The sequence below is a fragment of the Aeromonas sp. INTO2 genome (genome assembly GCF_049860605.1).
GTDB classification, from domain to species: Bacteria; Pseudomonadota; Gammaproteobacteria; order Enterobacterales; family Aeromonadaceae; genus Aeromonas; species Aeromonas caviae.
Genome location: NZ_CP187589.1, coordinates 20,150 through 42,544, shown reverse-complemented (window position 1 = coordinate 42,544; position 22,395 = coordinate 20,150). Strand labels below are relative to the sequence as shown.

The 22,395-nt window shown below is 59.3% G+C and carries 21 protein-coding genes and 3 pseudogenes; 10 read left to right on the top strand and 14 right to left on the bottom strand.

What is annotated here, in order from left to right; genetic code table 11:
- Window positions 1-15: 15 nt before the first annotated feature.
- The 5 genes from ACPW74_RS23200 to ACPW74_RS23180 all read right to left on the bottom strand — a co-directional run bounded on the left by ACPW74_RS23200 (window position 16) and on the right by ACPW74_RS23180 (window position 5,350).
- Window positions 16-300 (bottom strand): hypothetical protein, encoded by a 285-nt coding sequence (locus tag ACPW74_RS23200; RefSeq protein ID WP_033147140.1) that lies wholly within the window; start codon window positions 298-300, stop codon window positions 16-18.
- A gap of 38 nt (window positions 301-338) precedes the next feature.
- Complete coding sequence (locus ACPW74_RS23195) at window positions 339-980, bottom strand: AAA family ATPase (protein ID WP_033147139.1); 642 nt, start codon at window positions 978-980, stop codon at window positions 339-341.
- 129 nt (window positions 981-1,109) lie between these two features.
- Entirely contained in the window at window positions 1,110-1,358 is a 249-nt protein-coding gene (locus tag ACPW74_RS23190; protein WP_033147138.1) for a hypothetical protein, read from the bottom strand.
- Between the two features lie 136 nt (window positions 1,359-1,494).
- Entirely contained in the window at window positions 1,495-4,749 is a 3,255-nt protein-coding gene (locus ACPW74_RS23185) for an Eco57I restriction-modification methylase domain-containing protein (RefSeq protein ID WP_425859258.1), read from the bottom strand.
- Between the two features lie 16 nt (window positions 4,750-4,765).
- On the bottom strand, window positions 4,766-5,350 hold the full coding sequence (locus ACPW74_RS23180) for a recombinase family protein (protein WP_110612457.1): 585 nt from the start codon (window positions 5,348-5,350) through the stop codon (window positions 4,766-4,768).
- Window positions 5,351-5,688: 338 nt separating this feature from the next.
- On the opposite strand from ACPW74_RS23180, the gene ACPW74_RS23175 reads away from it, so the two are divergent.
- Both ACPW74_RS23175 and ACPW74_RS23170 read left to right on the top strand, forming a co-directional pair.
- A complete protein-coding gene (locus ACPW74_RS23175; RefSeq protein WP_063941755.1) occupies window positions 5,689-6,783 on the top strand; it encodes an efflux RND transporter periplasmic adaptor subunit in 1,095 nt (364 codons plus the stop codon).
- Complete coding sequence (locus ACPW74_RS23170) at window positions 6,784-9,852, top strand: efflux RND transporter permease subunit (RefSeq protein WP_425859256.1); 3,069 nt, start codon at window positions 6,784-6,786, stop codon at window positions 9,850-9,852.
- An 81-nt stretch (window positions 9,853-9,933) separates the two neighbouring features.
- Here ACPW74_RS23170 and ACPW74_RS23165 read toward each other — a convergent pair.
- The 4 genes and pseudogenes from ACPW74_RS23165 to intI1 all read right to left on the bottom strand — a co-directional run.
- Window positions 9,934-10,275, bottom strand: a pseudogene (locus ACPW74_RS23165) (YoaK family protein); the annotation flags it as partial.
- 29 nt (window positions 10,276-10,304) lie between these two features.
- Window positions 10,305-10,880, bottom strand: a complete 576-nt coding sequence (locus ACPW74_RS23160) for a recombinase family protein (RefSeq protein ID WP_425859254.1) — start codon at window positions 10,878-10,880, stop codon at window positions 10,305-10,307.
- A gap of 125 nt (window positions 10,881-11,005) precedes the next feature.
- The gene (locus ACPW74_RS23155; protein WP_012585400.1) at window positions 11,006-11,254 is read right to left on the bottom strand and encodes a type II toxin-antitoxin system YafQ family toxin; all 249 of its coding nucleotides are present in this window, start codon (window positions 11,252-11,254) and stop codon (window positions 11,006-11,008) included.
- Between the two features lie 123 nt (window positions 11,255-11,377).
- A complete protein-coding gene (intI1, locus tag ACPW74_RS23150; RefSeq protein WP_000845048.1) occupies window positions 11,378-12,391 on the bottom strand; it encodes a class 1 integron integrase IntI1 in 1,014 nt (337 codons plus the stop codon).
- Window positions 12,392-12,566: 175 nt separating this feature from the next.
- On the opposite strand from intI1, the gene arr reads away from it, so the two are divergent.
- From arr to ACPW74_RS23120, 6 genes are all read left to right on the top strand, one after another.
- Window positions 12,567-13,019: an NAD(+)--rifampin ADP-ribosyltransferase gene (gene arr, locus ACPW74_RS23145; RefSeq protein ID WP_137162084.1), complete on the top strand. Its 453-nt coding sequence runs from the start codon at window positions 12,567-12,569 to the stop codon at window positions 13,017-13,019.
- A 317-nt stretch (window positions 13,020-13,336) separates the two neighbouring features.
- Entirely contained in the window at window positions 13,337-14,137 is an 801-nt protein-coding gene (locus ACPW74_RS23140; RefSeq protein ID WP_000846390.1) for an oxacillin-hydrolyzing class D beta-lactamase OXA-10, read from the top strand.
- Window positions 14,138-14,168: 31 nt separating this feature from the next.
- Window positions 14,169-14,723, top strand: coding sequence for an aminoglycoside N-acetyltransferase AAC(6')-Ib' (locus ACPW74_RS23135; protein WP_014454105.1), 555 nt, complete (start codon window positions 14,169-14,171; stop codon window positions 14,721-14,723).
- Between the two features lie 168 nt (window positions 14,724-14,891).
- A complete protein-coding gene (locus ACPW74_RS23130; RefSeq protein WP_000679427.1) occupies window positions 14,892-15,239 on the top strand; it encodes a quaternary ammonium compound efflux SMR transporter QacE delta 1 in 348 nt (115 codons plus the stop codon).
- A complete protein-coding gene (sul1, locus tag ACPW74_RS23125; RefSeq protein WP_000259031.1) occupies window positions 15,233-16,072 on the top strand; it encodes a sulfonamide-resistant dihydropteroate synthase Sul1 in 840 nt (279 codons plus the stop codon). The genes ACPW74_RS23130 and sul1 overlap by 7 nt, the downstream gene beginning before the upstream one ends.
- Before the next feature lie 127 nt (window positions 16,073-16,199).
- On the top strand, window positions 16,200-16,700 hold the full coding sequence (locus tag ACPW74_RS23120; protein ID WP_000376623.1) for a GNAT family N-acetyltransferase: 501 nt from the start codon (window positions 16,200-16,202) through the stop codon (window positions 16,698-16,700).
- 167 nt (window positions 16,701-16,867) lie between these two features.
- Here the strand turns inward: ACPW74_RS23120 and ACPW74_RS23115 are convergent, their stop codons facing one another.
- Complete coding sequence (locus ACPW74_RS23115) at window positions 16,868-17,572, bottom strand: IS6-like element IS26 family transposase (RefSeq protein ID WP_001067855.1); 705 nt, start codon at window positions 17,570-17,572, stop codon at window positions 16,868-16,870.
- Between the two features lie 5 nt (window positions 17,573-17,577).
- Here ACPW74_RS23115 and ACPW74_RS23110 point away from each other — a divergent pair.
- Window positions 17,578-18,339, top strand: a pseudogene (locus ACPW74_RS23110) (transposase); the annotation flags it as partial.
- 236 nt (window positions 18,340-18,575) lie between these two features.
- On the opposite strand, the gene ACPW74_RS23105 reads toward ACPW74_RS23110, so the two are convergent.
- The 4 genes from ACPW74_RS23105 to mraW are packed head-to-tail and all read right to left on the bottom strand — an operon-like array spanning window position 18,576 to window position 20,916.
- Window positions 18,576-18,959: a hypothetical protein gene (locus ACPW74_RS23105; RefSeq protein WP_019726362.1), complete on the bottom strand. Its 384-nt coding sequence runs from the start codon at window positions 18,957-18,959 to the stop codon at window positions 18,576-18,578.
- Window positions 18,956-19,699: a 16S rRNA (guanine(1405)-N(7))-methyltransferase RmtD1 gene (locus tag ACPW74_RS23100; RefSeq protein WP_019726361.1), complete on the bottom strand. Its 744-nt coding sequence runs from the start codon at window positions 19,697-19,699 to the stop codon at window positions 18,956-18,958. Before ACPW74_RS23100 ends, ACPW74_RS23105 begins: the two co-directional genes overlap by 4 nt.
- A gap of 18 nt (window positions 19,700-19,717) precedes the next feature.
- Window positions 19,718-20,803 (bottom strand): tRNA-ribosyltransferase family protein, encoded by a 1,086-nt coding sequence (locus ACPW74_RS23095; protein ID WP_019726360.1) that lies wholly within the window; start codon window positions 20,801-20,803, stop codon window positions 19,718-19,720.
- Window positions 20,800-20,916 (bottom strand): 16S rRNA (cytosine(1402)-N(4))-methyltransferase, encoded by a 117-nt coding sequence (gene mraW / locus ACPW74_RS23090; RefSeq protein ID WP_079386535.1) that lies wholly within the window; start codon window positions 20,914-20,916, stop codon window positions 20,800-20,802. Before mraW ends, ACPW74_RS23095 begins: the two co-directional genes overlap by 4 nt.
- On the opposite strand from mraW, the pseudogene groL reads away from it, so the two are divergent.
- Window positions 20,903-22,351, top strand: a pseudogene (groL, locus tag ACPW74_RS23085) (chaperonin GroEL); the annotation flags it as partial. The gene mraW and the pseudogene groL overlap by 14 nt on opposite strands.
- Window positions 22,352-22,395 lie beyond the last annotated feature (44 nt).

Below are 22,395 nucleotides of genomic sequence, written 5' to 3'. Positions count from 1 at the left end.
AGCCCCCTCCCCTCTTTATCGTTCCTCGCCCTCGATGCGTAGCCCGCTCTGGAGCATCTGCATCACTGCCAGATTGATGACAGCCGCCCGGCTCTGCCCAATCTGGCCAGCCAGTTCATCGACACGATCCAGCAGCGGCTCGGCAATGGTCAGCGTGATTTGCACCTTGCGACCCTTGCGCACCCGGCGCGGAGCTTCCGGGGTGGCTGCGGCAGCATCCGGCGCACCGGAAATGAAGGCATCCGCCGCCGCTGCGGTAGCGTCTTGCGCGGGCTTCGTCGGTTTCTTTGTAATCGCCATTGAATCTATCTCCACACTTAAAGCATATTGATTTGATATTAAAACAATGCGCTGATAAGTGCATCAAGTTCCGCGCTTGCTTTGCCGTCTTGCGGCTTGATTTCAAGCACACACTGCCCCGCCCCTGCGGCGTTGGAAAACGCCTTGCGGCGGCGTAGCGGGGTCGGCAGGTACTCGAACTGGGGCACCTCGGCCACGGCGGCGGCGGCCTCGGCGTTGTCGGTGGAGTGCTCGCCCGGATCGGCGCAGTTGAGGACAGCAAAGCAGCGCAAACCGTCGCGCACACTGCGGGCCTCATCGACCAGCGCCGCAATGTCGTTGAGCGCCCACACGTCATAGCTGCGCGGCTGGAACGGCACCAGCAGCACGTCAGACAGCACGAGGGCTGCGCGTAGCGCGGTCGAGTCGCGCCCGCCTGCGTCGATCACCACGTCATCGAACTTGGCCGCTTGCTGCTGCACCTGTGCCCGCAGGGTCGGGCCGTCCGGGTAGGTCGCGCAGGCAATGCCCGGCGTGTGCCCGGCCTCGGCACGAATGCTGATTGCTGTCTGCGCGGTGCCCTGACGATCACCGTCGATCAGCCACACATCACGCCCGGCCAATGCGCGGGCGATTGCCAGATTCACGGCAATGGTGGTTTTCCCCACGCCGCCCTTTGTGTTTCCAACGGTGATAATCATCGCCTTGTCACCTCAACTTAATATTAAAAACAGTTGCTATTGTAGTGAAAAAAGGATGCTTGTCAATGCTTGCCGCAGGCATAAAAAACCCCGCACGCAGCGGGGTTCGGTGGCAGGGCAGGGGAGGGCTTAGGCGATCTGGTGGATCTCGTCGGCCACCTGTCGGCACATGGCCCGCATGTCGAGCGTGCCCGCTGCGATGGCCTCAAGGGTCGCATCATCCAGCGCCTGCACGATGCTGGTAGCCCGGCGCTCAAGCTCCTGCCGGGCGATGCGCTGCCAGTCTTGCACGTCCATCAGGGACGCCAGCGCGGCCTCGTTGGCGCGTCCGTAGCCGCGCAGCACCTCTTTTGCTGTCTCGGTGGTGGTTGTGGTCATGATCGGGCCTCCTGTGCTCATTCGGTAGGTGTATTGATCGCTCATATTCCTCCCTGATTTCTACAGTTGCGATGCATGGCGACGCGCTACAGGACTATCGGCTGCACCTGCTATTAGTTTTCCGTCATCGAACTCATTACTGGCGAAGTGCGATTTCAGCTTCAATGATCTCAGCAGCAGCAGCCCTGACCTTGGCGACGATATTGGCCCGCTTCTTAGAGTCATGCTCTTGATGGGCCTGCTTCACTAGCTCAGCAAGCGCCTTGTGCTCGGCCAAACTGGCGTCATACTCAGGCAGACTCACATGCTTGAAGATGTCGCCCATATTGGTTGCCACGTTGTGCGCCTCGATCATCTCCTTGACGATCTCCGAGTGCAGCAATCCGCACAAGTAAAAGGCTGGCTCCGGCTGGTCGAAGTCGGCAAAGTAGAGCTTGTGGTCAGGGACATAAACACGCGGCCCGTAGCCCGGCACAGACCCAGACGCCACGACGGCCGCTGAAAAATCGCCGGTCATCTCGGCCCAAATGACCTTATAGGGTGCAAAGGTGTAGTCGCCCACGTTGTAGATTGCGAAGAAGGGCGCACCCTTCATGCGCGTCCTGAAGGTGGAACGCAACTCCAAAAACGACTTGTAGGCTTTGAAGAACTTGAATGTCTTGGGATTCGTGTGACTGCTGTAGCGCGCCGCAGCGCTGTCCAATGATGCCCGGTCAATGCCCTTATTCGGCACAAACGCATAGAGCGTGTTCTCCGGCAGGAAATAGCATGGATGGAGGTCGCCTGCGCCCTTTGCCAGGGGAAACAAGCTCTCAGCCTCAACCCAGAATTCGCGCGGCTGCCCCAAGTCGGTTTTGCCTTCATGTGGCCGAGTTCGCACCTTGACCGTCTTTGTTGCAGGGTTCGAGTCAATGACATCCACAAAATAGACGCCATTCAGGTCAGTCGTGATGCCCTTACGGCCGTTGACCCAAGTAGAGGGGCCAAACATCGGCTGACATGCGGCGAAGTGCCCCGGCTTCATGATGGCCCAAGGAGCCCCCTCCATAGTCTGCGAGACGGGATTGGCTTCCATCTGAATCACATCCACAAGATCAGCCACCTCTGCACGATGTAGACGTGGGTCGATTGCCTTCAAGCGAGCCACTTGACCGCCGCGTCCCTTCTTCGGATTGCCTGCATTGTCGGTCTTGGGCTTGCCAAGCCAGACACGGTAGTCCAACGGATAGCGGGTCGTACCCCCTATCTTCTTCGTGAACATGGCGACAGCCGTTTTATTCGCCGCGTCTGGAAACGGCTTTAGCTCCTTCATGTCATCGATGGAGATAGGCACCAAGCGGTCGGTTGCATTGATGCGGAAGCGCCGGAAGCCTTGCGACGAAGGCGACTGGAACACCGTCTGCGTGATGACAAACACCAACCGTCCATCTTCGACCAGCCACTTGTCAGCCGTCGTGTAGGTGATGATGGCGGAAATGTCTAATTCGTTGCCACCATGGAACTTGGTGTCCGAGAAGATGGCGTACTTTTCGCAGGTGGGCTTAGCTCGGTTCCGGTATGCCTCTGGGAGATTCGACCATCGTACCCAAGGCGGATTACCAACAATGGCATCAAACTGTCCAGCAGTAGCTGACCAAAAAAAGTTGCGCACGATCCTGAACCAAATACCGTTCCAGTTCTGCCGATGCAGTGCGAGCACTTGGTCATAGGTCGTCTTGAGGTGGTCATTCCACTCATCGGCCTGCGCCTTGCTCAGTATCTTGGCTTTCACCAGCGCCTTAGAGACGGGCGGGAATTCAGTGTCGTTTTCAACCTCTTCTCCCATGAGCTGGAATACTTTGTCGAGCAACACGCGATCACGCGCCAAGTCGGCAGGTAGAACAACTTGCAGATTTGCTTGCTGGCTGCCAATGCTGTACTCGACCACCTTTTGATCGCCGTCAGGGTGGGGGGCAGGGGAGTACACCGCATCAGCTAAGAGAACGGGAATCTCAACGTCTTTACCCTTGCACTGCTGCAACAGGTCTGCGATAGCGATCAGGAAGTTGACGCGAGAGGATTGCACAGCAAGTGGGTTGAGGTCGAAGCCCCAGACCGTCGTGGTCAGCATGTCCACGGTCTGCTCAGCAGTCCATCCCGCCGTCAGCGCTGCTCGGCGCTTCTGCTCAATAGCCTCCAGCAAGAACGAACCAGACCCGCATGTCGGGTCAAGTAGCCGAGCAGCAAGCCACTTGTCTCGCTTGTAGCCAAGCTTGGCCACAGAGTGCTCGACCAACCAGTCCGGCGTGTAGAACTCGCCAAGGCTCTTGCGCAATTCCTCCGGAACCAAGTCCTGATAGAAGTCACGCAGAACATCGCGCGAGCGGCCGGTCTTCTTGATGGTATCGAAGCGATAGACCGAAAGCTGGGCCAACAAGGTGCGAATCGCCAAGCACATCGACGTGCGGATCGCCTTCTTGGTTGTGGCATCCAGATACCAACTAAAGATGGCTTCTTCGACGAAGCCATGCAAGCCGACTGCGTTGAAGAACCCGCCGTTCTCGACATCCGAGCGTAGGGCCTCAATCAGGGCTTCGTCCGATCCGAGAGCCAGTAGCTCATAGATCAGGGAAGTGCTTGACGCCATGCCATGTGCAGCCACGATCTCGGCCGCGATCAGCTTCATCAGCAGAGAATGAAAGGTGTGGGTGACGAAAAGCTTGGCAGGCAAGTCAATGGCGGCCGGGCCTGCGAAGTCAAATCCCAATGACCCATTGATCTTCTTGCGCTGTTGAATGCTGAGGTCAGCAGCCTGCCCATACAAGGTTGCCCATTCCTCGAAGAGCATCTTGATTTTGCGGTTGCCGGGCTGCCCAAGAGCGTCAGCAAGAGCATTGGACAGTTCCTGCATGAACTCGCGGCCTGTCTCGGATAGATGCCCAAAGTCCTCGGCTAGGTTCTCCGATGTGATGGCTCGCCGGAAATTTGCTCTCAACGCATCGACCACCATCTGGAAGGCAATGGTCGAGAACGGCATCAGTGGCTGGTGAACGATCTTGCCGTCTTGGACTTGGGCAAAGCCCACATGATCGCCGTCGATGGCAATACCGATGTAGTCCTTCTCATCCAGCCCTTGCTCAGCAGCCAAGCAGGGGATGTATTTCAAGAGACGACCATCGGTCGCCTCGATGAACTTCGGACTTGTCTCACTCCCCTTGAAGAGGCCGGGGCCTTTGAACTCGATGACGACGTTGTTGTAGCTGGAGTCGCGTTTGGCTCTCTCCGCGTCCAAGTCGATCTGCAAAGCCTCTTCAAGCCCCTTCATCCATGCGTGGCGTACTTCTTCCTCGTTGACCCACTGCTTGCGGCGGCGATTGATGAGGTCGTAGCCCTTCTTGGTATTGGTGTCCATTGTTGTCCTTCTGTTTTCAGTTCTGCCGCTTCGGCTCGGGCCGCCCAATAGGAGCTACCTTGTAAATTGTGGTTCGCGAGACACCGTACAGCTCGGCGATTCGACCGATGGGGAGCTTCTGCGCGTCCACCATCTCGTTGATCTCTTTGATCTGGGCCTCGGTGAGCTTTGGCTTCCTCCCGCCGGCGCGGCCTCTGGCTCGGGCTGCGGCAAGGCCTGCACGGGTGCGCTCGCGGATCAGGTCACGTTCCATCTCCGCGAACATGCCGAACATCGCGTACATGGCCTTGCCCATCGTCGAGTCGTCGAACACGACTCGCGGCTGCAATAGCTCGATGTACACGCCAGCAGCACGCAGCCTGTCGGCGATCTGCACAAGGTCGGAGAGAGAACGTCCCAGCCGGTCGAGCTTCCAGACCACCAAGGTGTCTCCACGCCGCAAGCGCCTCAGGCACTCGGCGAGCTGAGGCCGGTCAGCGCTCTTGCCGCTGGCCGTTTCCTCGTACACGTCGTCGCACCCGGCTTGCCTGAGAGCATCCCTCTGCAAGTCCGGGTTCTGGTCGCTTGTCGAGACACGCGCGTATCCGATGCGCTGCTCCATTGGCCATCCCCGCCCTCAAGGCACAAAAAATGTCCAGCAAAGGTGTGTTTGCTGGACGTTGATAAGTTGACGGCAATTTTAACAGCCAGGGAGCACTTTGGACAGGCAAAACCTGTCGTTTTCAGAAGGCGACTGCACGAAATATCAGGAGTCGGCTGCACTGCCAGAACTGGCCGCCTGCAAGGCAGCGTAAGCCAGGGTTCAGGGCCAATGGCATTTCATCGCCAGGCGCGGCTGCCAGCTACATGGCGCAAGCCGCAATTAACGCCTAAACTCTCGGCCACAGGCCCGTAACGGGCTGCCTTTTTATTGATCTCGCCAGATTAGGGATAGCCGCCTTGAACCTTCGTCCCCTGCTTTTTCTGTGCCTGCCGGCCGCCCTGTTGCTGAGTGCCTGCGACCAGGCACCAGCCCCCCAAGAACAGGCCCCGCGCCTGGTCAAACTCTTTACCGTGGAAGACCCGGCCGGGGCGCGCCTGCGCGAATTCCCCGCGCGCCTGAAGGCCACCGAGGAGGCCGAGCTGTCGTTCCGTATCGGCGGCCAGCTGAAGACCCTCAACGTGCTGCAGGGACAGCCGGTGAAACGCGGTCAGCTGATTGCCAGCCTGGATGACGCCGACCAGCGCCTACGCCTGCGTGATCGCCAGGCCAGCTATGACCTGGCCAACGCCCAGTTCAAGCGTATTGCCCAGTTGCTGGAGCGGCAGATGATCTCCCGCGCTGAGTATGACCAGCGCAAGGCCACCCTGGATTCGGCCAGCGCAGCGCTCAGCCTGGCCCGTCAGGAGCTGGAATACACCAGCATTCTCGCGCCCTTCGATGCAGTGGTGGCCAGCACCCATGTGGACAACTTCCAGGTGGTGCAGGCCAAGCAGCCCGTGGTCACCCTGCAGAGCGGCAATCAGCTGGATGTGCTGTTTCAGATGCCGGAAAACCTGCTGATCAACCTGCGCAGCCGTGAAGAGAACCGCGACTATCACCCCAGCGTGATTCTCGACAGCCTGCCCGGCCGCGAATTCGAGGCGGTCTATAAGGAGCACAGCACCCAGCCTGATCCCAAGACCCTGACCTATCAGGTGACCCTGTCCATGCCGCGTCCCGAGGGTCTCAACCTGTTACCGGGGATGAGTGCCACGGTCAAGGTTGACTTGGCCCAGGTCAGCCGTGACCTGGGTAGCCGCCTGCTGGTGCCGGTGGAGGCGGTGTTCAGTCCGGACGACAGCGGCCCCGAGGTCAAGCAGGTGTGGGTGGCTCGCGAGCAGGACGGCGTGCTACGTCTGACGGCCCGCCAGGTCGAGGTGGGCCAGCTGAGCCGCAACAGCATCGAAGTACTCAGCGGCATCGAACCCGGCGAGCAGATCGTTGCCGTGGGTGGCGCCGAGCTGGAGGAAGGCCAGGCGGTAAGGCCCTGGGTACGCGAGCGAGGGCTGTAAATGGATATCGCCGGCTACTTTATCCAGCGCCGCGTTACCAGCTGGCTGGTCACCCTGGTGCTGGGCATCGGTGGGCTACTGGCTTTTCTCGGCATCGGCCGTCTGGAAGACCCCTCCTTCACCCTGAAAAACGCCATGGTCATCACCAGCTACCCCGGCGCCTCGCCGCAGCAGGTGGAAGAAGAGGTCAGCTACCCGCTGGAGAACGCCATCCAGCAGCTGCCCTCGATCAAGAAGGTCACCTCCATCTCCAGTGCCGGGCTGTCGCAGATCAGCCTGGAACTGCACAGCCAATACAAGGCCGAGCAGATCCCGCAGATCTGGGATGAACTGCGGCGCAAGATCAACGACTTGCAGCCCAACCTGCCACCGGGGGTCAACCCGCCGCAGGTGCGGGATGATTTCAGCGATGTATTCGGCTTCTTCCTGCTGCTCACCGGCGAGGGCTACAGCGCCCAGGAACTGCGCGATTTCGCCGACTACCTGCGCCGTGAGCTGGTGCTGCTGCCGGGGGTGGGCAAGGTCAGCCTGGCCGGCGTGCGCCAGGAACAGGTGCAGGTGGAAATCTCGCGCAGCAAGATGAGCAGCCTGGGCATCGCCCCGCAGCGTCTGGCTCAGGTGCTCAGCCAGCAGAACGTGGTGTCCAACGCCGGGCGTATTCTCGCCGGCAGCGAATCGATCCGCCTGCACCCCACGGGAGAACTGCAGGACGTACGCGAACTTGAACGCCTGGTCATCAGTGATCCGGGCAGCCCGCAGCAGATCACCTTGGGCGATATCGCCCAGGTCAGCCGTGGCTTCAGCGAAACCCCGGGCAACCTCTACCGCATGAACGGCCAGCCGGCCCTGACCCTGGGCGTGTCCTTCGCACCCAAGGTCAACGTGGTGGACGTGGGCGCGGCGATCAATGCACGTCTGGCCGAGCTGGACAACCAGCGCCCCGCCGGTATGCAGCTGCAGGTGTTCTACGATCAGGCCGCCGAAGTGCAGGCCTCGGTGCAGGGTTTCGTGATCAACTTCGTCGCCTCGGTGGCCATCGTGATCGTCGTGCTGCTGATCTTTATGGGCCTGCGCAGCGGCCTGCTGATCGGCCTGATCCTGGCCCTGACGGTGCTGGGCAGCTTTATCTTTATGCGCCTGCTGGGCATCGAACTGCAGCGCATCTCCCTTGGCGCCCTGGTGATCGCCCTGGGCATGCTGGTGGACAACGCCATTGTCATTGTCGAAGGCATTCTGGTCGGCCGCCAGCGTGGCCAGAGCACTCTGGAATCGGCGCGGGCCATCGTCAAGCAGACCAACCTGCCGCTGCTGGGCGCCACCTTGATCGCCATCATCGCCTTCGCTCCCATCGGCCTGTCCGACGACTCCACCGGCGAATACTGCCTGTCGCTGTTCCAGGTATTGATGATCTCCCTGCTGCTCAGCTGGGTCACCGCCATCACCCTGACGCCCTTCTTCGCCAGCCTGTTCTTCCGCGATAGCCAGACCCTGACCAACCAGGATCAGGGCGATCCATACGGTGGCGTGATCTTCACTGCCTACCGTGCCCTGCTGGACTTCGCCCTCAATCGCCGTGGCCTCACCCTCGGGCTGCTGGCGGTGCTGCTGGTGGTGGCCATCGCCGGCTTCGGCAAGGTGCGCCAGAGCTTTTTCCCACCGTCCAACACACCGATGTTCTTTATCGACCTGTGGTTGCCCCAAGGCACCGATATCCGCTACACCGAGCAGCTGGTGGCCGAACTGGATCGTCACGTGCTTGAGCAGGAAGGGGTGACCACGGTCAGCAGCAGCATTGGCCAGGGCGCCCTGCGTTTTATCCTCACCTACGCACCACAGAAGCAGTACCCCAACTACGCCCAGCTGCTGGTACGCACCGACAACCTGGAACGCATCGAACCGCTGATCAATCAGCTCGAACAATACGTGGCCGAGCAGTACCCGCAGGTCAAACCCAAGTTCAAGCAGCTGATGCTCGGCCCCGGCAACGACAGCAAGATCGAGGCGCGCTTCAGCGGCCCCGACCCCGACGAACTGCGCCGCCTGGGTGGCGAAGTCAGCCGCCTGATGCGCCAGGATCCGGTAGCCAATGCAGTGATGCACGACTGGCATGAGCGCACCAAGCTGGTTCGTCCACAATTTGCCGAGGCCCGCGCCCGTGAACTGGGGGTGGACAAGAGTGCACTGGATGACCTGTTGCGCATGAGCTTCTCCGGCATGAACGTGGGCCTGTACCGCGACGGCACCCGCCTGCTGCCGATTGTCGCGCGCACCCCGGACAACGAGCGGCTGAATGCCGACAGCCTCAGTGACCTGCAGATCTGGAGCAGCGTGCGTGGCATCTACCTGCCCATCGAGCAGGTGCTGCAGGGCTTTTCCACCGAGTGGGAAGACCCGCTGATCATGCGTCTGGATCGCAAACGCACCCTCACCGTGCAGGCCGATCCAGCCCTGCTCAGCGGCGAAACAGCAGCCCAGCTGCTCCAGCGTATCAAGCCCGAGATCGAAGCCATCCCCCTGCCCGAGGGGTATCACCTGGAATGGGGCGGCGAATACGAAAGTTCGCGCAATGCCCAGGGCGCGGTGTTCGGCAGTCTGCCTCTGGGCTATCTGGTGATGTTTATGATCACCATCCTGCTGTTCGACTCGTTCAAGCGCGCCACCGTGATCTGGCTGACCGTGCCCCTGGCGATGATCGGCGTAACCCTGGGCTTTCTGCTCACCGGCATTCCCTTCGGCTTTATGGCCCTGCTCGGCCTGCTCAGCCTGAGCGGCATGCTGGTGAAGAACGGCATCGTTCTGGTGGATGAAATCCAGCTGCAGCTGGCCAGCGGCAAGGACGCCCTGCAGGCCGTGGAAGAGGCCTCCATCAGCCGCGTACGCCCGGTATCCATGGCTGCCCTGACCACCATCCTGGGCATGAGCCCGCTGTTGACCGACGCCTTCTTCCAGAGCATGGCGGTGGTGATCATGTTCGGCCTGGGCTTCGCCACCCTGCTCACCCTGGTGGTGCTGCCGGTGCTCTATTGCGTGTTCTACGGGATCAAGGCGCAGACCAAGGCAGAAGTCTGAGGGGCGGTTGTCCACCCTATGCTGGCGTGACGTGGCGTAGGGTGGACAACGCGCAGCTTGTCCACCCGCTGTTATTCCCTGCTAAATCTGGCGGGCGCGCCTAAAGCGCCGCCAGCCCGAGCGCAGGTCATCCAGCATCGGCACCAGGGCCAGGCTGATCAGCAGCAAGGCCAGCGGTAGCGTGGACACATAGCCCAGGCGGTTAAAGCCAAAGGCCCCGGCAATCCCGCCCATAAAGAAATACAGGGCCAGCAGGCTAAGCACCTGTAGACGCTGGCGGTCGACCTGGACCCGGCCGAACTGTTCGCCGTGGCGGTTCCAGTACAGCAGCTTGCCCAGCTCGATGCCGATATCGGTGACGATGCCGGTGATATGGGTGGTGCGAATCTCCGCCCGCGACAGCTTGGTGATCAGGGCGTTCTGTCGTTTTCAGAAGGCGACTGCACGAAATATCAGGAGTCGGCTGCACTGCCAGAACTGGCCGCCTGCAAGGCAGCGTAGAGAGCGGTTTTTCCTACCTTGAGGCGTGCGGCGGCCTCGCGGACATTCAAGCCGTTGGCGACAAGCTCCCGCGCTCGTTGCAACTTGTCGGCAGTGACAACCGGCTTGCGTCCGCCTTTGCGCCCGCGTGCGGCGGCAGCGGTCAACCCGGCCTTGGTGCGCTCGCGGATCAGGTCGCGCTCGAACTGGCCCAGCGCACCGAACACATGGAAGATGAGCCGTCCGCCCGGCGTGGTGGTGTCGATGTTTTCAGTCAACGAGCGGAAGCCGACGCCCCGTGCTTCCAGCTTGCCGACCGTCTCAATCAGGTGCGGCAGGGAGCGGCCAAGCCGATCCAGCCGCCAGACGGCCAGCACATCGCCATCGCGCAGATAAGCCAGCGCATCGGCCAAGCCGGGCCGGTCTGCCTTGGCCCCGGATGCCGTGTCCTCGAAAACCCGTTCGCAGCCTGCATTGCGTAGCGCATCCGTCTGCAAGGCGGTGTCCTGTTCCGCCGTCGATACCCGCGCATAGCCGATGAGTGCCATTTCCGCCCATTTGTCCGTTATACCGTCCGCCTATCTTATTGTCCGTCATCCCGTTGCGCAAGATGTTTTCGGACAGGGTCCGGTTTGGCCGCCTAATGATCGTTTGGCGGACAAGGCGACTGGCATCAGCCGAACAGCTCGCTATGGGAGCCAAGCCGCGCCAGTCGCAGGGTGTCGGCGTCGGACTTGCGGTAGATCAGCAGCAGGTCGGGCTTGATGTGGCATTCGCGGTAGCCCGCCCAATCGCCGGAAAGATCGTGGTCGCGGTATCGCACATCCAGGGGCTGATCGGTCGCCAGCGCGACCAGAACCGGCTTGAGGTCATCATTCGTGCAGCGGACTCCTGATACTGTTCGTTCAATAGACGACTGCACAACAGCCTTCAAACCGCGTTGTCTGGTGCAGTCGTCTTCTGAAAATGACAACCGGCCGTTCGATGCGGCACCGATGGCCTTCGCGCAGGGGTAGTGAATCCGCCAGGATTGACTTGCGCTGCCCTACCTCTCACTAGTGAGGGGCGGCAGCGCATCAAGCGGTGAGCGCACTCCGGCACCGCCAACTTTCAGCACATGCGTGTAAATCATCGTCGTAGAGACGTCGGAATGGCCGAGCAGATCCTGCACGGTTCGAATGTCGTAACCGCTGCGGAGCAAGGCCGTCGCGAACGAGTGGCGGAGGGTGTGCGGTGTGGCGGGCTTCGTGATGCCTGCTTGTTCTACGGCACGTTTGAAGGCGCGCTGAAAGGTCTGGTCATACATGTGATGGCGACGCACGACACCGCTCCGTGGATCGGTCGAATGCGTGTGCTGCGCAAAAACCCAGAACCACGGCCAGGAATGCCCGGCGCGCGGATACTTCCGCTCAAGGGCGTCGGGAAGCGCAACGCCGCTGCGGCCCTCGGCCTGGTCCTTCAGCCACCATGCCCGTGCACGCGACAGCTGCTCGCGCAGGCTGGGTGCCAAGCTCTCGGGTAACATCAAGGCCCGATCCTTGGAGCCCTTGCCCTCCCGCACGATGATCGTGCCGTGATCGAAATCCAGATCCTTGACCCGCAGTTGCAAACCCTCACTGATCCGCATGCCCGTTCCATACAGAAGCTGGGCGAACAAACGATGCTCGCCTTCCAGAAAACCGAGGATGCGAACCACTTCATCCGGGGTCAGCACCACCGGCAAGCGCCGCGACGGCCGAGGTCTTCCGATCTCCTGAAGCCAGGGCAGATCCGTGCACAGCACCTTGCCGTAGAAGAACAGCAAGGCCGCCAATGCCTGACGATGCGTGGAGACCGAAACCTTGCGCTCGTTCGCCAGCCAGGACAGAAATGCCTCGACTTCGCTGCTGCCCAAGGTTGCCGGGTGACGCACACCGTGGAAACGGATGAAGGCACGAACCCAGTGGACATAAGCCTGTTCGGTTCGTAAGCTGTAATGCAAGTAGCGTATGCGCTCACGCAACTGGTCCAGAACCTTGACCGAACGCAGCGGTGGTAACGGCGCAGTGGCGGTTTTCATGGCTTGTTATGACTGTTTTTTTGTACAGTCTATGCCTCGGGCATCCAAGCAGCAAGCGCGTTACGCCGTGGGTCGATGTTTGATGTTATGGAGCAGCAACGATGTTACGCAGCAGGGCAGTCGCCCTAAAACAAAGTTAGGCTGTCAAACCTTTTCCCAACCTTCGGAGTGAAGAATGATTAAAGATTGGATTCCAACCACACATGAAAATTGTAAAAATATGCAGGGACCGTTTTATCATGGCACCAAAGCTAAATTATCGGTAGGTGAACTCCTAACAACTGGGTTCAACACTCATTTTGAAGAGGGTCGCACACTCAAGCACGTTTATTTTTCAGCTATGCTTGAGCCAGCAATTTGGGGGGCTGAACTCGCTGTTTCACTGTCTGGTCTAGATGGCCGGGGATACATATACTTAGTTGAACCAACTGGACCTTTCGAGGATGACCCGAATCTTACCAATAAAAAATTTCCAGGAAATCCAACAATGTCCTATCGAACTTCTGAGCCTCTCCAGATTGTGGGGGTCGTTGAAGAGTGGGAGGGACACTCCGCTGAAGCCCTGAAAGCGATGCTGGATTCCTTGGAGAATCTAAAGCGCAATGGACTTCATGTCATATATGATTAAGCGGAGCCTGCCTAACAAATCGTTCCAGCAGCGTGCGCTTCGCGCACTCGACAGCCTGTAAGTTGCCTTTTTGTGGTTTTGCTACGCAAAAGTATTCCACAAAAAACCAACTTACAGCCTGCGGCTGAACTCGGCGTTAGGCCTCGCCGAAGCGAAGGTTTGCCACTTGAAGTGTTGACGCCTTTGTTTTAAAGTTTGGCGTCTATCTTTCTGATTTTGTTGATAAATCAGATTTTTATAAATCATGTTAGGCGTCAGACGCTTTTTGACTTAAACGCATCTGAGGCCGAATTAACGTTAGCCACCAAGAAGGTGCCATGAAAACATTTGCCGCATATGTAATTATCGCGTGTCTTTCGAGTACGGCATTAGCTGGTTCAATTACAGAAAATACGTCTTGGAACAAAGAGTTCTCTGCCGAAGCCGTCAATGGTGTCTTCGTGCTTTGTAAAAGTAGCAGTAAATCCTGCGCTACCAATGACTTAGCTCGTGCATCAAAGGAATATCTTCCAGCATCAACATTTAAGATCCCCAACGCAATTATCGGCCTAGAAACTGGTGTCATAAAGAATGAGCATCAGGTTTTCAAATGGGACGGAAAGCCAAGAGCCATGAAGCAATGGGAAAGAGACTTGACCTTAAGAGGGGCAATACAAGTTTCAGCTGTTCCCGTATTTCAACAAATCGCCAGAGAAGTTGGCGAAGTAAGAATGCAGAAATACCTTAAAAAATTTTCCTATGGCAACCAGAATATCAGTGGTGGCATTGACAAATTCTGGTTGGAAGGCCAGCTTAGAATTTCCGCAGTTAATCAAGTGGAGTTTCTAGAGTCTCTATATTTAAATAAATTGTCAGCATCTAAAGAAAACCAGCTAATAGTAAAAGAGGCTTTGGTAACGGAGGCGGCACCTGAATATCTAGTGCATTCAAAAACTGGTTTTTCTGGTGTGGGAACTGAGTCAAATCCTGGTGTCGCATGGTGGGTTGGGTGGGTTGAGAAGGAGACAGAGGTTTACTTTTTCGCCTTTAACATGGATATAGACAACGAAAGTAAGTTGCCGCTAAGAAAATCCATTCCCACCAAAATCATGGAAAGTGAGGGCATCATTGGTGGCTAAAACAAAGTTAGGCATCACAAAGTACAGCATCGTGACCAACAGCAACGATTCCGTCACACTGCGCCTCATGACTGAGCATGACCTTGCGATGCTCTATGAGTGGCTAAATCGATCTCATATCGTCGAGTGGTGGGGCGGAGAAGAAGCACGCCCGACACTTGCTGACGTACAGGAACAGTACTTGCCAAGCGTTTTAGCGCAAGAGTCCGTCACTCCATACATTGCAATGCTGAATGGAGAGCCGATTGGGTATGCCCAGTCGTACGTTGCTCTTGGAAGCGGGGACGGATGGTGGGAAGAAGAAACCGATCCAGGAGTACGCGGAATAGACCAGTCACTGGCGAATGCATCACAACTGGGCAAAGGCTTGGGAACCAAGCTGGTTCGAGCTCTGGTTGAGTTGCTGTTCAATGATCCCGAGGTCACCAAGATCCAAACGGACCCGTCGCCGAGCAACTTGCGAGCGATCCGATGCTACGAGAAAGCGGGGTTTGAGAGGCAAGGTACCGTAACCACCCCAGATGGTCCAGCCGTGTACATGGTTCAAACACGCCAGGCATTCGAGCGAACACGCAGTGTTGCCTAACCCTTCCATCGAGGGGGACGTCCAAGGGCTGGCGCCCTTGGCCGCCCCTCATGTCAAACGTTAGATGCACTAAGCACATAATTGCTCACAGCCAAACTATCAGGTCAAGTCTGCTTTTATTATTTTTAAGCGTGCATAATAAGCCCTACACAAATTGGGAGATATATCATGAAAGGCTGGCTTTTTCTTGTTATCGCAATAGTTGGCGAAGTAATCGCAACATCCGCATTAAAATCTAGCGAGGGCTTTACTAAGCTTGCCCCTTCCGCCGTTGTCATAATCGGTTATGGCATCGCATTTTATTTTCTTTCTCTGGTTCTGAAATCCATCCCTGTCGGTGTTGCTTATGCAGTCTGGTCGGGACTCGGCGTCGTCATAATTACAGCCATTGCCTGGTTGCTTCATGGGCAAAAGCTTGATGCGTGGGGCTTTGTAGGTATGGGGCTCATAATTGCTGCCTTTTTGCTCGCCCGATCCCCATCGTGGAAGTCGCTGCGGAGGCCGACGCCATGGTGACGGTGTTCGGCATTCTGAATCTCACCGAGGACTCCTTCTTCGATGAGAGCCGGCGGCTAGACCCCGCCGGCGCTGTCACCGCGGCGATCGAAATGCTGCGAGTCGGATCAGACGTCGTGGATGTCGGACCGGCCGCCAGCCATCCGGACGCGAGGCCTGTATCGCCGGCCGATGAGATCAGACGTATTGCGCCGCTCTTAGACGCCCTGTCCGATCAGATGCACCGTGTTTCAATCGACAGCTTCCAACCGGAAACCCAGCGCTATGCGCTCAAGCGCGGCGTGGGCTACCTGAACGATATCCAAGGATTTCCTGACCCTGCGCTCTATCCCGATATTGCTGAGGCGGACTGCAGGCTGGTGGTTATGCACTCAGCGCAGCGGGATGGCATCGCCACCCGCACCGGTCACCTTCGACCCGAAGACGCGCTCGACGAGATTGTGCGGTTCTTCGAGGCGCGGGTTTCCGCCTTGCGACGGAGCGGGGTCGCTGCCGACCGGCTCATCCTCGATCCGGGGATGGGATTTTTCTTGAGCCCCGCACCGGAAACATCGCTGCACGTGCTGTCGAACCTTCAAAAGCTGAAGTCGGCGTTGGGGCTTCCGCTATTGGTCTCGGTGTCGCGGAAATCCTTCTTGGGCGCCACCGTTGGCCTTCCTGTAAAGGATCTGGGTCCAGCGAGCCTTGCGGCGGAACTTCACGCGATCGGCAATGGCGCTGACTACGTCCGCACCCACGCGCCTGGAGATCTGCGAAGCGCAATCACCTTCTCGGAAACCCTCGCGAAATTTCGCAGTCGCGACGCCAGAGACCGAGGGTTAGATCATGCCTAGCATTCACCTTCCGGCCGCCCGCTAGCGGACCCTGGTCAGGTTCCGCGAAGGTGGGCGCAGACATGCTGGGCTCGTCAGGATCAAACTGCACTATGAGGCGGCGGTTCATACCGCGCCAGGGGAGCGAATGGACAGCGAGGAGCCTCCGAACGTTCGGGTCGCCTGCTCGGGTGATATCGACGAGGTTGTGCGGCTGATGCACGACGCTGCGGCGTGGATGTCCGCCAAGGGAACGCCCGCCTGGGACGTCGCGCGGATCGACCGGACATTCGCGGAGACCTTCGTCCTGAGATCCGAGCTCCTAGTCGCGAGTTGCAGCGACGGCATCGTCGGCTGTTGCACCTTGTCGGCCGAGGATCCCGAGTTCTGGCCCGACGCCCTCAAGGGGGAGGCCGCATATCTGCACAAGCTCGCGGTGCGACGGACACATGCGGGCCGGGGTGTCAGCTCCGCGCTGATCGAGGCTTGCCGCCATGCCGCGCGAACGCAGGGGTGCGCCAAGCTGCGGCTCGACTGCCACCCGAACCTGCGTGGCCTATACGAGCGGCTCGGATTCACCCACGTCGACACTTTCAATCCCGGCTGGGATCCAACCTTCATCGCAGAACGCCTAGAACTCGAAATCTAACGTCCGTTCGGGCATCGAGGTCCATGTCGGGGTGGGACGGGCCCGTGGCTTCAAGATCACTTGCAGTCCGACCGCGATGTCTTGGTTGCGCGAGAGGTTGTCGATATCCTCCACTGGCACTGTTGCAAAGTTAGCGATGAGGCAGCCTTTTGTCTTATTCAAAGGCCTTACATTTCAAAAACTCTGCTTACCAGGCGCATTTCGCCCAGGGGATCACCATAATAAAATGCTGAGGCCTGGCCTTTGCGTAGTGCACGCATCACCTCAATACCTTTGATGGTGGCGTAAGCCGTCTTCATGGATTTAAATCCCAGCGTGGCGCCGATTATCCGTTTCAGTTTGCCATGATCGCATTCAATCACGTTGTTCCGGTACTTAATCTGTCGGTGTTCAACGTCAGACGGGCACCGGCCTTCGCGTTTGAGCAGAGCAAGCGCGCGACCATAGGCGGGCGCTTTATCCGTGTTGATGAATCGCGGGATCTGCCACTTCTTCACGTTGTTGAGGATTTTACCCAGAAACCGGTATGCAGCTTTGCTGTTACGACGGGAGGAGAGATAAAAATCGACAGTGCGGCCCCGGCTGTCGACGGCCCGGTACAGATACGCCCAGCGGCCATTGACCTTCACGTAGGTTTCATCCATGTGCCACGGGCAAAGATCGGAAGGGTTACGCCAGTACCAGCGCAGCCGTTTTTCCATTTCAGGCGCATAACGCTGAACCCAGCGGTAAATCGTGGAGTGATCGACATTCACTCCGCGTTCAGCCAGCATCTCCTGCAGCTCACGGTAACTGATGCCGTATTTGCAGTACCAGCGTACGGCCCACAGAATGATGTCACGCTGAAAATGCCGGCCTTTGAATGGGTTCATGTGCAGCTCCATCAGCAAAAGGGGATGATAAGTTTATCACCACCGACTATTTGCAACAGTGCCCGATCACCTACCGCATCGCCACCGGCCGCGACGCTGGCTGCAAGGTCGTCACGCTGCAAACGCTGCCCGGTGACGCCGGTTCGCTGGAGGGCGAAGCCGGCAAGGTCGGCGGCTTCTCACTGCATGCCGGCGTGGCGGCCGAAGCACACGAAAGCCACAAGCTGGAAAAGCTGTGCCGCTACATCACGCGCCCGGCGATCAGCGAGAAGCGGCTGTCGATAGCGCTCCAGGGCAGGGTGCGTTACCAGCTCAAGACCCCGTGGCGCAATGGCACCACGCATGTGGAATGGGATCCGGTGGATTTCATCGCCAAGCTGGCGGCGCTGGTCCCGCCACCGCGCGCCCACCTGACCCGCTTCCACGGGGTGTTTGCCCCGAACGCCGCCCTGCGCGCACAGTTGACGCCATCGGGGCGCGGCAGGCGGCATGACGCCGCTGTGGAGCCGGCGGACGCAAGCGCGAACGACGCGCCGCGCAGCCCCGAGGAGAAGCGCCGTTCGATGAGCTGGGCGCAACGCCTCAAGCGGGTCTTTTCCATCGACGTCACCGCCTGCGTCCACTGCGGTGGCACCGTGCGGATCGTCGCCAGCATCGAGGAACCTGCCGCCATCCGCGCCATCCTTGGCCACTTCGTGAAGCAGGGCGCGCGGGAAGAAGCGCACTACAGGCCCGCAGCGCGCGCACCGCCAGTGCAAGCCGCGTGACGATCTGCCGGCTGCACAGCCGACGGCGAAACCGGAATCCGAGCCGATGCGGCCACGATCCGCAGGGCGGCGCTCGGCCCGCTGTCGGGAATCAGCGAAGCATGGCTGCTGACAACGCCGCTGCGTGGCCCCGCGATGCCGAAATCCCACTCACAGACGTCCGATCCGTGCCCAAAACGGGGCTTGCGCGACCGCCGCCTACCCAGCAGACTGCCCGAAAAGGGCGTTTGAACTTCCTATACGCGCACATACTCCAACGATTCCGAAACGCGCTTGAATTCGTTCTCGCCCAGTATTTCCGCGCGCTCGTTCAGCCGTTTGGACGCGGCGATCAGGCTGCCAATCCTGCTGCATATGTATGCACTAACGATCGGCACCATGTAGCAAATGCACACAATAGCATCGAGCCAGCGCTCCCATGCGCGAAGGCTGCCGCTTCGCCCTTGCGCGATCGTACAGACGCACAGAAGAATCGCCACGCCCGCCCAAATCAGCGCGCTTTTCCCTGTATCCGGATGTTTGCGGAGCAATCTGCCCACCCGTTTCAGGCGATCGACGCCTTTCGCGCGCGCCAAATCGCGCAGCTCGAACAGTTCGAACCGGAAATCTTCCACCTTCATTTTCGTTTCAGCACGTAAAACAGCTCGTTTTCGCCGGTCAGCCGCGCGGCAATCGCGCGATTTTCCGGCACGTGCGCCTCCATCCATTCGGAATAGTGCTTTTCCATGCCGACGTTGCGCCCGCCGAGCGAACGCGTCGGAAACGATGCGACGATCCATTCCGCATTCACGCGCATTAGCGCATCCATCGCCGCGCCCGCACGCTGGCGCTCCAAAAGCGGCAGCACCTTAAACAGCAGCGCCGCATTCGCCTCGTCTTCCGGGATTTCGCACAGCAAATCGCCCAAACGCGCTTCCGCGCCGCCAAACGCACGAATTACGTTTACGCACTGACCGCTGATATCCACGCCGGTAATCGCCGCATTTGGCAATCGATGCGCGAGGTAGACAGGATTCAGCCCGCACGCGAGATCGAGGATTCGCGCCGGCGTTCCGCTGGCTTCAAACAGCTGATCGAACACGCGATCCATCGATTCCACAGGCAGCCGTTCGCGCGTGGACGCGTGCATTCCAAGCAGCGCTTCCCAATCGCGTGCCGCCGCCATTTCCATTGCGCGTTTGTATTCGCGCTCGGTCATGAACGCGCCGGTCACGCCGTGAAGCGCTTCGCGCGCCGCCTTGTCCACGTCCTTTTCCTTTTTGAATTTCGCGCTGCATTCACGCCATATGCGCTCGATCGTGTCCGGGCAAACGTCGCGATATTTTTTCGAAGCGAGCAGTTTTTCCTTCAGTTCGCTCATGTTTTCCTCCAGAAGCGCTTACTTTTCCTGCAAAAGCTGCATCAATCGCCCGAAAAAGCGCAGATTGTGTGCGGTCGCCAGATGCATCGCCTGCGGATCGTTGACGCGGAACAAATGGTGCAGATACGCGCGCGAATGGTTTTTGCAGAGCTCGCAATTGCAATGCTCATCCACCGGACGCGGGTCGCGGACATTCTTTTCGTCCATCGCATAATGGAAACGATAGAATTTCGCACCCGAACGCACGCCCTCCGGCGTTTCCATGCCGTCCGCAAACACATACAGCCGCTGATGCCGTGCCTCGCGCGTGGGAATTACGCAGTCGAACAAGCCGTAACCCATCTTCACGCACTCGACGATTTCCTCGGGCTTGCCAAGACCCATCGCATATTTGATTTTGTGGTCGGGCATCGCGTCCGCTGCCATTTTCAGAATGTCCGCGCGGAACGAACCGTCTGCATCCAAAGGCCAGCCGCCGAAGCCGTAGCCATCGAAGCCGATCTCCTCCAGCCGCCGCCCGCATTCCATTCGCAATTCAGGATCCGCACCGCCCTGCACGATACCGAACAGCAGCGGCCGCTTTTCCGGCTTCGTCTGCTTGATCAGCTTTTCAAACTCCGCCTTGCAGCGCTCTCCCCAGCGCACGGTCAGCTCGACGCTGCGGCGCTGAACGTCAATCGGGTCGCCCGGGTGCGTGCACATATCCAGCGCCATCATGATGTCCGAGCCATACTGGAACTGCACCTGAATGCACTTTTCCGGCGTAAACGTGATCTTTTCCTTGCCGCGGTCGGGGCGGAAGATGATCTCTTTGTCGCGGATCTCGCCGTATTCCGCGTTTTCGCGAATCAGCGAATACAGCTGAAAGCCGCCGGAATCGGTAAGAATTGCGCCTTTATAGCCGGTAAAGCCGTGCAAGCCGCCCAGCGATTTGATCAGCTTCGCCCCCGGTTTGTTCATCAGATGATAGCTGTTCATCTCGCAGCCGTACAGCTCCGCGCGGTAAACGTCCTCAAACGTGCCCGCACGAATCGCGCCGTACGTCGCATCCGGGAAAAACGCCGGAAGCGGCAAGCTGCCCGCGGCGGTATCCAAATACTTCATGTTTCCTCCAGCTTTTCGGCAACGCGCAGGCTCGCGCTTCGCGCGCGCGGGTTCTCCGCAAGCTCTTTCTCGCTTGCCGTGATCGGTTTGCGCGTAATCAAGTTCGAGAACATGGGCGCGCAGATGGTGAAGGAAGTCGCCTCCAAGACCTCCGACACCGCCGGTGACGGCACCACCACCGCCACCGTGCTGGCCCAGGCCTTCATCCGCGAGGGCGCCAAGGCGGTTGCCGCCGGCATGAATCCGATGGACCTGAAGCGCGGCATCGATCAGGCCGTCAAGGCCGCCGTCGCCGAGCTGAAGAACCTCTCCAAGCCCACCGCCGACGACAAGGCCATCGCCCAGGTCGGCACCATCTCGGCCAACTCCGATGAGTCGATCGGCAACATCATTGCCGAGGCGATGAAGAAGGTCGGCAAGGAAGGCGTGATCACGGTCGAGGAAGGCTCGGGTCTGGAAAACGAGCTGGATGTCGTGGAAGGCATGCAGTTCGACCGCGGCTACCTGTCGCCGTACTTCATCAACAACCAGCAGAATCAGCAGGTGGAAATGGATGACCCCTTCATCCTGATCCACGACAAGAAGATCGCCAACGTGCGCGACCTCCTGCCCGTGCTGGAAGGCGTGGCCAAGGCCGGCAAGCCCTTGCTGATCGTGGCCGAGGAAGTGGAAGGCGAGGCGCTGGCGACCCTGGTGGTCAACACCATTCGCGGCATCGTCAAGGTGTGCGCCGTCAAGGCCCCGGGCTTCGGTGACCGCCGCAAGGCCATTCTGGAAGACCTGGCCGTGCTCACCAACGGCACGGTGATTTCCGAGGAAGTCGGCCTGTCGCTGGAGAAGGCCACGATCAACGATCTGGGCCGCGCCAAGCGCGTCGTCGTCACCAAGGAAAACAGCACCATCATCGACGGTGCTGGCGATGCCGAGCGTATCCAGGCCCGCATCAAGCAGATCAAGGCGCAGATCGAGGAAACCTCCTCTGATTACGACCGCGAGAAGCTGCAGGAGCGCGCTGCCAAACTGTCCGGCGGTGTCGCCGTGGTCAAGGTCGGTGCGGCCACCGAAGTCGAGATGAAGGAGAAGAAGGCGCGCGTCGAAGACGCCCTGCACGCCACGCGTGCGGCGGTGGAAGAAGGCGTGGTGCCAGGCGGCGGCGTGGCCTTGATCCGTGCCAAGTCGGCCGTGGAAGGCCTCAAGGGCGCCAACGAAGACCAGAACCACGGCATCCTCATCGCCCTGCGCGCCATGGAAGCCCCGCTGCGCGAGATCGTCGCCAATGCCGGTGAAGAGCCGAGCGTGGTGCTCAATCAAGTGGCGGCCGGCAAGGGCAACTACGGCTACAACGCTGCCAACGGCGAATACGGCGACATGGTGGCCTTCGGCATCCTCGACCCGACCAAGGTCACCCGCACCGCCTTGCAGAACGCCGCTTCGATCGCGGGCCTGATGATCACCACCGAAGCCATGGTGGCCGAAGCCCCGAAGAAGGACGAACCTGCCATGCCCGCCGGCGGCGGCATGGGTGGCATGGGCGGGATGGATTTCTGATCCGGTTGGCCCGGTCGTCAGGGAACCGGACCGCGCCAGCGCGG